At 61.4% G+C, this 12,610-nt stretch carries 12 protein-coding genes and 1 tRNA gene; 11 read left to right on the top strand and 2 right to left on the bottom strand.

Going from position 1 to position 12,610, the window contains the following annotated elements; all coding sequences use genetic code 11:
- Positions 1-54: 54 nt before the first annotated feature.
- Both ACK6D9_RS01405 and ACK6D9_RS01410 read right to left on the bottom strand, forming a co-directional pair.
- Complete coding sequence (locus tag ACK6D9_RS01405) at positions 55-1,905, bottom strand: hypothetical protein (RefSeq protein WP_412050363.1); 1,851 nt, start codon at positions 1,903-1,905, stop codon at positions 55-57.
- Between the two features lie 90 nt (positions 1,906-1,995).
- Positions 1,996-2,085 (bottom strand) — tRNA-Ser (locus tag ACK6D9_RS01410).
- A gap of 327 nt (positions 2,086-2,412) precedes the next feature.
- Between ACK6D9_RS01410 and ACK6D9_RS01415 the strand changes: the two genes are divergently transcribed.
- The 11 genes from ACK6D9_RS01415 (at position 2,413) to ACK6D9_RS01465 (ending at position 12,609) form a co-directional block, all read left to right on the top strand.
- Positions 2,413-3,027 (top strand): 50S ribosomal protein L21, encoded by a 615-nt coding sequence (locus tag ACK6D9_RS01415; protein WP_412050364.1) that lies wholly within the window; start codon positions 2,413-2,415, stop codon positions 3,025-3,027.
- 78 nt (positions 3,028-3,105) lie between these two features.
- Positions 3,106-3,375 carry a 50S ribosomal protein L27 gene (gene rpmA / locus ACK6D9_RS01420; RefSeq protein ID WP_267654376.1) on the top strand — a complete coding sequence of 90 codons (270 nt, stop codon included), beginning with the start codon at positions 3,106-3,108 and terminating at the stop codon, positions 3,373-3,375.
- Positions 3,376-3,587: 212 nt separating this feature from the next.
- On the top strand, positions 3,588-4,217 hold the full coding sequence (locus tag ACK6D9_RS01425) for a GNAT family N-acetyltransferase (RefSeq protein ID WP_412050365.1): 630 nt from the start codon (positions 3,588-3,590) through the stop codon (positions 4,215-4,217).
- 184 nt (positions 4,218-4,401) lie between these two features.
- Complete coding sequence (obgE, locus tag ACK6D9_RS01430) at positions 4,402-5,436, top strand: GTPase ObgE (RefSeq protein WP_412050366.1); 1,035 nt, start codon at positions 4,402-4,404, stop codon at positions 5,434-5,436.
- Between the two features lie 2 nt (positions 5,437-5,438).
- Entirely contained in the window at positions 5,439-6,581 is a 1,143-nt protein-coding gene (gene proB / locus ACK6D9_RS01435) for a glutamate 5-kinase (protein WP_412050367.1), read from the top strand.
- Positions 6,582-6,665: 84 nt separating this feature from the next.
- Entirely contained in the window at positions 6,666-7,949 is a 1,284-nt protein-coding gene (locus ACK6D9_RS01440) for a glutamate-5-semialdehyde dehydrogenase (RefSeq protein WP_412050368.1), read from the top strand.
- Between the two features lie 35 nt (positions 7,950-7,984).
- Complete coding sequence (locus ACK6D9_RS01445; RefSeq protein WP_322989929.1) at positions 7,985-8,590, top strand: nicotinate-nucleotide adenylyltransferase; 606 nt, start codon at positions 7,985-7,987, stop codon at positions 8,588-8,590.
- Between the two features lie 46 nt (positions 8,591-8,636).
- Positions 8,637-9,098 carry a ribosome silencing factor gene (rsfS, locus tag ACK6D9_RS01450; protein WP_412050369.1) on the top strand — a complete coding sequence of 154 codons (462 nt, stop codon included), beginning with the start codon at positions 8,637-8,639 and terminating at the stop codon, positions 9,096-9,098.
- Between the two features lie 217 nt (positions 9,099-9,315).
- Positions 9,316-9,798 carry a 23S rRNA (pseudouridine(1915)-N(3))-methyltransferase RlmH gene (gene rlmH / locus ACK6D9_RS01455; protein ID WP_412050370.1) on the top strand — a complete coding sequence of 161 codons (483 nt, stop codon included), beginning with the start codon at positions 9,316-9,318 and terminating at the stop codon, positions 9,796-9,798.
- 89 nt (positions 9,799-9,887) lie between these two features.
- A complete protein-coding gene (locus ACK6D9_RS01460; protein WP_412050371.1) occupies positions 9,888-11,297 on the top strand; it encodes a murein hydrolase activator EnvC family protein in 1,410 nt (469 codons plus the stop codon).
- Positions 11,287-12,609, top strand: a complete 1,323-nt coding sequence (locus ACK6D9_RS01465) for a S41 family peptidase (RefSeq protein WP_322990805.1) — start codon at positions 11,287-11,289, stop codon at positions 12,607-12,609. Before ACK6D9_RS01460 ends, ACK6D9_RS01465 begins: the two co-directional genes overlap by 11 nt.
- Position 12,610: the final 1 nt, after the last annotated feature.

A 12,610-nucleotide genomic window follows, 5' to 3' on the forward strand; every position in this document is an offset into this window, starting at 1 on the left:
ACCAAAGCCCCGCTGGTACACAGCGGGGCTTTGGTCTTTCTGATCAGAGGCTTTCTATCTATCTTTGGCCTGTCGCCGCGTTTTTGCAAGCCGATCAAAATCCAGGTCTCGGAAGACCGAGAAATCGACCTTTGGATTGAGCGGCAGATTGGCGAATATCTCAGCTTCTGATTCAGTGAGTGTTTTCCAGCCGTATTGTTCGTGAACGTCGCCGCTGATCGCATGGCCTGCCTGCATCCTGCGTTCTCGCCCGCCAATCTTCTTATCTTCACGGGCCTGCGTGATGTAATCGCCGCGTAAGGAATGGAACCGTTCGCCTGGCGCTTCCTTGATGTCCGCCTTGGCAAAGAGGCGACCCATATACTGGGAAGCGGACTTGGCTGGATCGGAGAGTCCCATGAGCTGTGGAAACAGGAACTTATTGCCTTGTTTCCTGGCCCAATCCACATAGCCAATCTCGACCAGAAAGTTGTGAAGCACGAAATATAGTCCGCTCTCTGTCGTCTTGATCGGCCGTCGGACCCATTTGCCATCAACGATCACAATACCGTCAACCTCCGCAACCCAGACATTTTCGAACTTTTCCGTGATGTCACTTCCTACCAGATGCGTCAGCAGACCAAGACGGCGGCTGGTCAGCAAGCCGAGCGGCGGAAGCATGACATCATCGATATAGGGCGACTGAACACAGGTCCGGAAAAGCTGCGTCAGCTTCTTTGAAGACAAAGGTTCTGCGGAGATCGTATCTCTTGCACTTTTGGGATACTTGAGCGCCACGTTTTTGATCGGATTGTCAAAAGCATGTTGCGCCGCTGCATTGCTGAACACCGGTTTGATGGCCCCCATGTAACCATCTTGCAGCGTGGCCTTCGCCAACGTTCCCTTGCTGAAATCTCGATTGCTCTCGATGATCTCTCTAGCTGTAAGGTGCAAAGGCCGATCCTTGTCTCTCGGGGGCCAGAACATCATGAGATTGATGAAAGCTTGAAGATCAGTCGGTGTATAGCGATCGACCGGATGATCGCCAATCAGCTCCACAAAGAGGTTGAGGCGCATTTCGGCGGTCTTGATGTCTTTGCTTGGTTCTCCCATAGCTGTAACTCGCTCGGCGAGATACACGCTTGCTGCAGTACTGAACAGCGGTTTTGTGGAAGGCTCACGCTCGACGTATCGCCGATCCTTGTCCGCCTCCGTTTCCACATTCAGGTTGACGAGCCCGGCCCGCGCACTAATCTTGCCATTGCCTTGTGAGCCACTTGCTAGTGGCGACGTCAGAATCGACTCCGGGTCGTCCTTAGCTCTTTCGACCAATCGCTTGGCTAGCAGTTCGGCATGGTCGCCGAGCTGCTTGTTATATTCCTGGCCAGCATCCTTCCGCGCCTTTTCCTGAGCGATCCGGACAAGCCCGCGCATCATCGCGAAGTTGCCTTCCTCTTCAGTCGTGGGAGGCGGAGCAGGGTTGCGGATATCGTAGAGCGCGGACTTGAGACTCATTGTTACAGCACGCCAAGCACGTTTGCCTTGCGTTTCCTCATCAATCTCGTCGGCATCACCGCCGATTATATCTTCCATCAATGGCCAGAATTCAGTCTCATCATCACCGGACATGGCTATCTCGATCCGTTCAAACTTCTGTCGTGCGATGGCAGCCAATTGATCGGCGACCCGGCGAGCCTCCACTTTGGGAAGGACCCCAAGGCCAATCCGTATGGGACGCTTGCAGTCGCCTGCGATCGTTTTGGGCAGTCGCATCTGAAACATATAGGCCGAACCGGTTTTAATCAGGTAAAGGCCCGGTGACGAGCGTGGGCGGCCTGTCCTGCCCTGCTTCGCGGAAATTATTTCCGCGTTCTGGGATGATACTCCCGACGATACATGCAACGATACATTTTGAGTGTCTGCCATTGGAAACGGCCCTTGTTTTGGGCGGCCCGTTCCAATTAAAGCTGATCTATCAAAAACTTAGGAGATTCCGCGTTTGGGGCCCGGAGGGGCTGGCGGAGAGGGTGGGATTCGAACCCACGGTGGAGTTGCCCCCACGCCGCATTTCGAGTGCGGTACTTTCGACCACTCAGCCACCTCTCCGCGTCTTTGGTCGGCGCAATATCAGTGCGCGGTCGCCTCCATAACCGGCGCGGCCCGCTTGCACAAGGGGTAAGTTTGCCTGTTGCCTCCCTTGCCGGGCCAAAACCGCCAATTTGGCTTGACTCACGGCACTGGCTCACGTATCTCGCGAACCGAATGCAGCGTGGGGCTTCCTGCGCCGTTGGCCTTTGGTTGAGAATTCCATGAAATTGGAACTCAGGCAGGCTTCACCCGGCCATCCGGCAAACGGACCGGCCGATCAGTTCCGACTGGCAAAAAGACGGCCCGCCGCAAGGTGAGAGCCGGACGAACACGAAAGGACAAAAGATGTTCGCAGTCATTAAAACCGGCGGTAAGCAGTACCGCGTCGCCGCCAATGACGTATTGACGATCGAAAAGCTCAAGGGCGCCGCTGGCGATACCGTCGAGTTCAACGAAATCCTGATGGTCGGCGAAGGCGCCGGCGCAACCGTGGGCGCTCCGCTTGTCGAAGGCGCCATGGTCGTTGCCGAAGTTGTCGAGCAGGGCCGCGCCCGCAAGGTTATCGCCTTCAAGAAGCGCCGCCGGCAGAACTCCAAGCGCATGCGCGGTCATCGTCAGCATCAGACGGTCGTCAAGATCATCGACATCCTGACCGGTGGCGCCAAGCCAACCAAGAAGGCTGCCGCGAAGAAGGAAGCCGCGCCCAAGGCTGAAGCCAAGTCAGCTGATGCCGCGCCGGCGACCCTGTTCACCGCGCCAAAGGGCAAGTCCGATGACCTGACCACGATCAAGGGCATTGGCCCGGTCGCAGCCGGTCAGCTCAACGAACAGGGCATCACCACCTTTGCCCAGATCGCCAAGTTGAGCGACAAGGACATCGTCCGCATCGACGAAGCCATGCCGTTCAGCGCTGATCAGATCTCGGACTGGCGCGACCAGGCCAAGGCACTGGCGAAGTAATCAACCGCCCGTTCGGGCCCTGGCGGCGACAAGCCGCAAACAGACAATCGCCCCTAAGGGCGGAACAGGAGCAGACCCATGGCACACAAAAAAGCTGGCGGTTCAACGCGTAACGGTCGCGATTCCGAATCCAAGCGCCTCGGCGTGAAGAAGTTCGGTGGCGAATCCGTCATTTCCGGCAACATCATTCTGCGTCAGCGCGGAACCAAGTGGCATCCCGGCACAGGCGTTGGCCTTGGCAAGGATCACACTATTTTTGCCGTGCAGCCTGGCAATGTTGACTTCCGCAAGAAAGCCAACGGCCGAACCTATGTGTCCGTTGTCGCGAAAGCGGAAGCAGCGGAATAAGCCGGATCGCATTTTGCAGGCCGGCGTCTCATCGACCCGGCCTTTGCAGGCATCCTCCGGACTACCGGAAAATGGACAGGGGAGATGGAACACCATCTCCCCTTTCTTTTTGTCCAAACGGAGGAATGACCATGAGACAAGAACCCAGTTGCAGCCCCGGTGACGGCGTTCGGGCGCCCAGAGACGGTTTATGCAATAGTTTGAGCGACGGCTTGAGTGCCACACTCCCCCTGCCCGACAACGCCGGTCAGTGCTCCGTAGATGTGTTTGACTGCCCGGTTCTGCTCACCGAGAATCTGGTGCTGCGCGCACCTCATGTCGAAGACATCGACGCCATTACCATTCTCGCCAACAATCCGGCGGTTGCCACCATGGTGGCGCGCATGCCGTATCCCTATGGCCGCTCAGACGCCGAAACCTTCGTGCGAACCTCGGCCAAACGCGAGAATGGCAATTGCGTCTATGCGATCACCGAGGCCGACAGTGGCCGCTTTCTCGGCTGCTGTGCGCTGCAATGCACCGAGGATGGCAACGCCACCGAACTGGGCTACTGGATAGGTGAGCCGTTCTGGGGCCAGGGCATTGCCACCCAGGCCGTCCACGCAATGATCGGCATGGCTTTTCGGACCCGCGATATCGACCACATTGACGCACGGATCCGGGTTACCAACCCGGCCTCGCGGCGCGTGCTGCAAAAAAGCGGCTTCCAGTTCCAGGGGGCGGAAATGGTCCCGGTGCTGGCAGTGCGGGCTGCAGTCTCGATGGAGTGGTTCCGGCTCGACCGCAAGACCTGGTTCTCACTGATCAGCTGGTCGGGCGAAACCCGGAGCCCGGTCGCCTGAATTCGGTTCTCGGGGTCGGGTCACCCCGACACGTCATCACCACCGGCGGCTTTGAGCCGCCGGTGCCCACGAAATGCGATATTCTTTGACCTCCAAGCCGCGGGCGTTTATCGATGCCCGCATGTGCGGCCGCCCCGACAGGGCCTGACCGCTTGACGCGTGAAATCCGGATCGGTCCAGCCAGATGAAGTTCCTCGACGAAACCAAGGTCTATATCCGCTCCGGCGACGGCGGCGGCGGCAGCGTCTCCTTCCGGCGCGAAAAATACATCGAGTTCGGCGGCCCCGACGGCGGCGACGGCGGCCGCGGCGGCGATGTCTGGGTCGAGGCCGTAGATGGGCTCAACACGTTGATCGACTACCGTTTCCAGCAGCATTTCAAGGGCAAGACCGGCGGCCACGGCATGGGTCGCAACCGCACTGGCGCCGGCGGCGACAGCGTCACCCTCAAGGTCCCCGCCGGAACCCAGATCTTCGAGGAAGACAACGAGACCCTGATCTGCGATCTGACCGAGATCGGCCAGCGCTACCGGCTGGCTGCCGGCGGCAATGGCGGTTTTGGCAACGCCCATTTCAAGTCGGCAACCAACCAGGCCCCGCGCCATGCCAATCCCGGCCTGGAAGGCCAGGAGAAGACCATCTGGCTGCGGCTCAAGCTGATCGCCGACGCCGGCCTGATCGGCCTGCCCAATGCCGGCAAATCGACCTTTCTCGCCACCGTCACCCGGGCTCGGCCAAAAATCGCCAATTACCCGTTTACCACGCTGCACCCCAACCTCGGCGTCGCCACCATCGATGGCCGTGAATTCGTGCTCGCCGACATTCCTGGCCTGATCGAGGGCGCTCATGAGGGCGTGGGCATCGGTGACCGTTTCCTGGGCCATGTCGAGCGCACGCGGGTCCTGCTGCATATGGTTTCCGCACTCGAGGAGGACGTCGGCCAGGCCTATACCACCGTCCGCCACGAGCTTGAAGCCTACGGCCAGGGCATTGCCGAAAAGCCCGAAATCGTGGCGCTCAGCCAAGTCGACGTGGTTGATGCCACCCAGCGCGCCGAAAAGGTCCGGGCGCTGAAGAAAGCCGCCGGCCGCACACCCTATGAGATCTCCGCCATAACCGGGGAAGGCATGACCGGGGCGCTCAGGGCATTGCGCGACATCATTGTCGGCGCCAAGGCCGAAGACGCCGAAAAGGCCGATGCGGGCAGCAAGAAAGACTGAGCATGGCCGTCCACCGCAAGCCCGTTTCGGCGCACAAGCGCATCGTCATCAAGATTGGCTCGGCGTTGCTAGTTGACCGCAAAAGCGGCCTCAAGGTGGCCTGGCTGGATTCGCTTTGCACCGACATTGCCGAACTGAAGGCCGCCGGATCCGAGGTCCTGGTGGTTTCCTCCGGCGCCATCGCGCTGGGTCGCACCGTGCTCGGGCTTCACGCCGGCGCGCTGCGGCTTGAGGAAAGCCAGGCCGCAGCCGCAGTCGGCCAGATCGCCCTGGCCCGGTCCTGGTCCGCCGGGCTGTCGGGCCATGACATCGTCGCCGGCCAGATCCTGCTCACCCTCGGCGACACCGAGGAACGGCGGCGCTATCTCAACGCCCGCGCCACCATGACCGAACTGATGCGCCGGGGCGCGGTGCCGATCATAAACGAAAACGACACCGTCGCCACCTCGGAAATCCGCTATGGCGACAACGACCGGCTGGCCGCCCGCGTTGCCACCATGATCGGCGCCGATCTGCTGGTGCTGATGTCCGATATTGACGGGCTCTACACCGCACCACCCGCTACCGATCCCGACGCCCGGCACATCGAGATCATCGACGCCATCGGCCCGGATATCGAGGCGATGGCCGGTGATGCCGGCTCCGAACTCTCGCGCGGCGGCATGAAAACCAAGATCGACGCCGGCAAGATCGCCACCGGCGCCGGCTGCGCCATGATCATCGCCTCGGGCAAGACCGACCACCCGCTTTCCGCCATCGACAAAGGCGCCCGCTCAAGCTGGTTTGCACCTTCCGGCACGCCGCAATCGGCGCGCAAGACCTGGATAGCCGGACAGCTCGATCCATCGGGGAGATTGTTGATCGACGCCGGAGCCGAACGAGCGCTGCGCTCGGGCAAAAGCCTGCTGCCAGCCGGCGTTAGATCCATTGTCGGTGAATTCCACCGCGGCGACCCGGTAGCCCTCTGCGATGCTTCGGGCCGCGAAATCGCCCGTGGACTGTCGGGTTATGACGCCGAGGAAGCGCGCCGTATCGCCGGCCGCAAGTCGAGCGAGATCGAGGCCATTCTCGGCTATTCCGGCCGCGCCGCGATGATCCACCGCGACGACATGGTGATTACCTCCGGCAATGGCTTGGGCGCTTGATCCGCGGCAATGGCGCAACGCCGCTTTACGCCATCCCGCTGATTGCGTAAGAAATGCGCTTGATCGCCCGCCGGGAGACCCGCCATGCTTGAAAAAACCAGTTCGCAATCCGACATCGCCGAAGTGATGGCGGATATCGGCCGCCGCGCCAAGGCAGCAGCCCGGCCACTGGCGATTGCCGGCACCGAGCGGAAGAACCGCGCACTGGAAGCCATGGCAAGCGCCATCGACAATCGCCGCGGCGAGATCCTGACTGCAAATGCGCGCGACGTCGAAGCCGCCCGTGTCGGTGGCATGGCCAGTTCCTTTATTGACCGGCTGCAGCTTGATGACGCCCGCATCGACGCGATCATCACAGGCATTCGTGCCATCGCCCAACTGGATGACCCGGTTGGCGGGGTGATTGCCGCCTGGGAACGGCCCAACGGGCTGAAGATCGAGCGCGTCCGCACGCCACTCGGCGTCATCGGCGTCATCTATGAAAGCCGCCCCAATGTCACCGCCGATGCCGGCGCCCTGTGCCTCAAGGCAGGCAATGCGGTGATCCTGCGCGGTGGTTCGGATTCGTTTCATTCCTCCCGTGCCATCCATGCCTGCCTGGTTGATGGCCTTCAAAGTGCTGGCCTGCCCGCCGACGCCATCCAGATGGTGCCGCTGAGCGATCGCGCCGCTGTCGGCGAATTGCTGACCGGCCTTGATGGTGCTGTCGACGTCATCGTCCCGCGCGGCGGCAAGAGCCTGGTTGCCCGGGTGCAGGCCGATGCACGGGTGCCGGTGTTCGCCCATCTCGAGGGCATTTGCCACATCTATGTCGACGCTTCCGCCGACCCGAAAATGGCGCGCGCCATAGTCACCAACGCCAAGATGCGACGCACCGGCATCTGCGGCGCCGCCGAAACGCTGCTGTTTGACCGTCACCTTGATCCGCAGGTGGCAAAAGGCATCCTCGGCGACCTTGCCGCCGCCGGCTGCGAAGTGCGCGGCGACGACGCGGTGCGCGCTTTGCTACCCGAGGCCGTTGCTGCAAACGATGAGGACTGGCGCACCGAATATCTCGACGCCATCATCTCGGCGCGGTTTGTCGATGACATTGGCGGCGCCATCGACCACATCGCCCGCTATTCGTCGGGCCACACCGAAGCGGTGATCGCCGAGGATGACGATGTCGCCAGCCGCTTTTTCAACGAGGTTGATTCCGCAATCCTGCTGCACAACGCCTCGACCCAGTTTGCCGATGGCGGCGAATTCGGCATGGGCGCGGAGATCGGCATCGCCACCGGCAAGATGCACGCCCGCGGCCCGGTTGGTGTCGAACAGCTCACATCCTTCAAATATCGCGTGCACGGCGCGGGCCAGACCCGGCCCTGACGGTGGAGCGCGCCCACACGCCGCCATTCCTGAAAATGCCGCATGTCGAGAAAGGCATGCGCGTCGGTCTGTTCGGCGGGTCCTTCAACCCGCCCCATCAAGGCCATGTGCTGGTAGCCGAGATCGCGCTCAGGCGGCTGGGCCTGGATCAATTGTGGTGGATGGTGACACCGGGCAACCCGCTCAAGAACCACGGCGAACTGGCAGCTCTTGAAGAACGCGTCGAACTGAGCCGAAAAATCGCGCCCGGCCCGAAGGTCAAGGTCACGGCGTTTGAAGCGGCACATGCGCTGCATTACACCGCCCAGACACTGGAATTCGTCAAGCTCCGCAATCCCGGCGTGCGCTTCGTCTGGGTGATGGGCGCGGACAATCTGAAGTATTTTCATCTCTGGCAGAACTGGCGCGGCATTGCCGAAACCTTCCCGATCGCGGTGATCGACAGGCCCGGTTCGACACTCGCTTATCTCTCGTCAAAAATGGCCAAGGCCTATGATCACGCCCGTATCGACGAGGATGACGCCGCGGTCCTGCCGTTTCTCAAGGCCCCCGCATGGACCTTCATCCATGGCCCGCGCTCGCCGCTGTCTTCCAGCGCGATTCGCAACGCCCATACGGCCCCCTCAAATTCGACGTCTTGAAATTGTAATAGGTCCATGACTATCTTGAGGCTACGGCGCATTTGCAATGACGCGTGTGTCGTTTGTTGGACTGTTCAGGACAAGGAAAGGAACCACCCTGAGAACAGCACACGATAAGGGAAACGCCACCAGCGGTTTCTCTCAGGCGGCGGGTAGCGGCGAACGTACCGCTTTGCGCCAGCTTCAACTGGTCCGTGAAAGTCTCGCGGACTCCAAGGCGGAAGACGCCGTATTCATCGACATTGAGGGTAAATCGACTCTGGCTGATTTCATGGTAGTGGCCTCCGGCCGCTCCAACCGCCATGTAGCCGCGGTCTGCGACCGTCTGATCAGCGAACTCAAGGATGCCGGCTTCGGCACCCCGCGGGTCGAGGGTCTGGCGACCGGCGACTGGGTTCTGATCGATGCCGGCGACGTCATAATCCACATTTTCCGGCCCGAAATCCGCGAATTCTACAATCTCGAGAAGATGTGGCAGGCTGAAGCCGACGACGAAAAACTGCACTGACCGGACCGGCCGAGTCGGTCTGGCACGGTTGTTGGCATCACCTGATTGACCCCGGGTTCAGTCCGCGGGCCTGAAGGATGTGTCGGACGTGTGCCTATTCACGCGTCACTCCAGCCATGCGGTTTGCATGGGCTCGGGGGTGGCGCCAAGACTCCAGCATCCGTTGCGCATCGTTTCCCGAAACGCGGCGCGGCAGTTGAGACCGCTAACACCTATTATGCGCATAACCCTATTTGCCATCGGCCGGCTCAAGGCCGGACCTGAAAGCGAGCTTTCGACCCGCTATCTCGATCGCTTCGCCAAGGCCGGCAGTGCGATCGGACTGGATTTCGCTCGCGTTATAGAGGTTGCGGAAAGCCGCGCCGCCAGCGCCGATCTGCGCAAACGCGAGGAAGCGACCCAGCTCGAGCGCAATCTGCCCGATGGCGCGGCGCTGATCCTGCTCGATGAGCGCGGCAAGACACCCGATTCCCCGGAATTCGCGGATCGACTGGCACAGCTGCGCGACGACGGGCGCCGCGATCTGGTGCTGGCGATTGGCGGGCCGGACGGGCTTGATCCCGCGTTGCATGCCCGCGCCGACGCCGTCATCTGTTTTGGCCGCATGACCTGGCCACACCAACTGGTGCGCATCATGGCAGCCGAACAGCTCTATCGGGCTGTCACCATATTGTCGGGCCACCCCTATCACCGTTCCTGAGCAAACCCCGCTGAAGGGTCGCAAAGAAGTGACCCGTCGCGACCGTATGGTTCATGGAGCGTTAACGCAGAATTCGCTAGGATAGGAACATGTCGAGCGTCCAATCCTCAAGGATTCCGGCTGGCGTTCCGCTGGCTTCAGCAGCCCTGTTCGGCTTCCGCGCCGTGCTGGTTGCGTTGCTGGTTGCACTATCCTTTCCCGCTTGCGCGACTGAGCTCGATGACGACGAAGCCAGCGCTGTAACCGGCGACCTCGAACAGCAGAAGCAGGCCAGCAATCTCGAACTGATGACGGTCGCCGAGCAGGCCGCTGCCGCCACCCGCGCGCTCACCGCCCTGCAGCAAGATATCGCTGCGCTGCGCAGCGACCAGCAGGCGCTTGACCAGAAAATTGCGGCCACCGCCGCCCGGCGCGCCGACCTCGATCAGCGCATTGCCTCCGGCGAGCAGGCAATGGCGGATCTGTCCGAGCGCCACGACGCGGTTCGCCTGTCGCTTATTTCACGCCGGGGCGTGCTGGCCGAGGTGCTTGCCGCGCTGCAACGGATCGGCCGGGATCCCCCGCCGGCGCTGCTGGTCAGCCCCGAAGATGCGCTTTCATCCGTGCGCAGCGCCATCCTGCTGGGCGCCGTGGTGCCCGAGATCCGCGCCGAAACCGAAGCCCTTGCCAACGATCTGAAGGAACTGGCGTCACTCCGGGAGGCAATCGCGGTTGAGCGCAGTGCACTGGCCAAGGCGCTCGCCGACAATGACGCCGAAGAACAACGGCTGTCCAACCTGGCGGCCGAAAAAGTGGCACTGCACGCCGAAAGCGAACGCCGCCTCGAACGCGAACAACAGCGCGCTCAGGCCCTGACCGAGCGCTCCGCCGAGCTCGAATCGGTAATCGCCTCACTTGCCGGCGAGATCGAAACCATCAGGCAGGCCGCCGAAGCCGCCCGCAAGGCCGAAGAAGATCGCCAGCGCCGTCTCGCCGAGCAGCTTGAACGCGCACGCGCCTACGCCGCGGTGGCGCTGCCCGACAAAAACCGCATTGCACCGGCATATGCTTTTTCCAAATTACTTGGAGTACTGGACCGGCCAGTGGCTGGCGACACCATTCGCTATTTTGGCGCCGATGATGGTGCCGGGCATCCGTTGTCTGGGGAGATAATGGCCACCGGCAAGGGTGCCACGGTGCTGGCCCCCGTCGACGGCTGGGTCGTCTACGCGGGCCCGTTCAGAAGCTACGGTCAGGTGGTCATTCTCGATACCGGTGAAAAACACCATGTGGTGCTGGCCGGGATGGAAAAACTCAGGGTCTCGACCGGCCGCTTCGTCCTTTCAGGCGAACCGGTGGCTACCATGGGACAGACAAGATTCGCAGGCGCGTCGGCATTGACGCTGGCATCGGAGCGGCCAACGCTCTACATTGAGTTCAGAAAAGACGGTCAACCCGTTGATCCGCGCGCATGGTGGAAAGACGAGATGTCTTCAGGAAAGGTTAGCAATGATACGTAAGGTGACACTTCTGGCTGTTGGCGCCCTGATGGGGGCGACAGCCGTGAGCGCGGTCAATTCATTTGGCGGCTCTGCCAACGCGGCGGGAACAGCGACCTATCGGCAACTTGCCATTTTCGGCAATGTGTTCGAACGCGTCCGCGCTCAATACGTCACGCCGCCCGAAGAAGACAAGCTGATCGAAAGTGCCATCAACGGCATGCTGACGTCGCTGGATCCGCACTCGAGCTACCTCAACCAGGAAGCCGCCGATGACATGCGGACCCAGACCCGCGGCGAATTCGGCGGGCTTGGCATCGAAGTCACCATGGAAGACGAACTGGTCAAGGTGATCACGCCGATCGACGATACGCCCGCCTCGCGTGCCGGGGTTCTTTCCGGTGATTTCATCTCCGAGATCGATGGCGAAGCAGTCCGCGGCCTGTCACTGGCCCAAGCCGTCGACAAGATGCGTGGTCCGGTCAACACCTCAATCGAACTGACCGTGCTGCGCGAAGGCGCCGATCAGCCGATCAAGATCAAGGTGGTGCGCGACATCATCGCGGTCAAGGCGGTCCGTTTCCGCGCCGAGGATGATATCGGTTATCTGCGCGTGATCTCGTTTACCGAAAAGACCTATGACGATCTTTCCGATGCCATCGAGACCATCACCGAAGAAATCGGCAAGGACAAGCTCAAGGGCTTCGTGCTTGATCTCCGCCTCAATCCGGGCGGACTGCTCGATCAGGCGATCAGCGTCTCCGACGCCTTCCTTGATCGCGGCGAAATCGTCTCGACCCGCGGCCGCAACCCCGAGGAAACCCGGCGCTTCAATTCGCGTCCCGGCGATCTGATTGGCGGCAAGCCGATGATCGTGCTGATCAACGGCGGCTCCGCCTCAGCCTCGGAAATTGTCGCCGGCGCGCTTCAGGATCACCGCCGCGCCACCATTCTGGGCACCCGTTCCTTTGGCAAGGGCTCGGTGCAGACCATCATCCCGCTGGATTCGTCGACGGCGCTGCGGCTGACCACTGCGCTCTATTACACGCCGGCCGGAACCTCGATCCAGGGCACAGGCATCAAGCCCGACATTCGTATTGAAGAGCCGGTGCCCGAGGAGTTGCGCGGGCGTGTCAAGCCATCCGGCGAAAGCGAACTGCGCGGCCACATCCAGGGCGAGAACGAGGACGACGAAGGTTCAGGCTCGATCGCCTACGTACCGCCGGATCCGAAGGACGACGTGCAGCTCAACTATGCATATGACCTGCTGCGTGGCGACAAGACCGATCCGGCCTTCCCGCCCGGTCCGGAACAGGCTGCCATCAAGAATTGAT

The organism is Hoeflea sp. Naph1 (assembly GCF_046837775.1).
Taxonomy (GTDB): domain Bacteria; phylum Pseudomonadota; class Alphaproteobacteria; order Rhizobiales; family Rhizobiaceae; genus Hoeflea.

Bases quoted from the DNA above. Each gene is read 5' to 3' on its own strand.
- rlmH (WP_412050370.1), top strand. From the start codon at position 9,316: ATGCGCATAACCCTATTTGCCATCGGCCGGCTCAAGGCCGGACCTGAA.
- rpmA (WP_267654376.1), top strand. From the start codon at position 3,106: ATGGCACACAAAAAAGCTGGCGGTTCAACGCGTAACGGTCGCGATTCC.
- ACK6D9_RS01465 (WP_322990805.1), top strand. From the start codon at position 11,287: ATGATACGTAAGGTGACACTTCTGGCTGTTGGCGCCCTGATGGGGGCG.
- ACK6D9_RS01445 (WP_322989929.1), top strand. From the start codon at position 7,985: ATGCCGCATGTCGAGAAAGGCATGCGCGTCGGTCTGTTCGGCGGGTCC.
- proB (WP_412050367.1), top strand. From the start codon at position 5,439: ATGGCCGTCCACCGCAAGCCCGTTTCGGCGCACAAGCGCATCGTCATC.
- ACK6D9_RS01460 (WP_412050371.1), top strand. From the start codon at position 9,888: ATGTCGAGCGTCCAATCCTCAAGGATTCCGGCTGGCGTTCCGCTGGCT.
- rsfS (WP_412050369.1), top strand. From the start codon at position 8,637: ATGACGCGTGTGTCGTTTGTTGGACTGTTCAGGACAAGGAAAGGAACC.
- obgE (WP_412050366.1), top strand. From the start codon at position 4,402: ATGAAGTTCCTCGACGAAACCAAGGTCTATATCCGCTCCGGCGACGGC.
- ACK6D9_RS01415 (WP_412050364.1), top strand. From the start codon at position 2,413: ATGTTCGCAGTCATTAAAACCGGCGGTAAGCAGTACCGCGTCGCCGCC.
- ACK6D9_RS01440 (WP_412050368.1), top strand. From the start codon at position 6,666: ATGCTTGAAAAAACCAGTTCGCAATCCGACATCGCCGAAGTGATGGCG.
- ACK6D9_RS01405 (WP_412050363.1), bottom strand. From the start codon at position 1,905: ATGGCAGACACTCAAAATGTATCGTTGCATGTATCGTCGGGAGTATCA.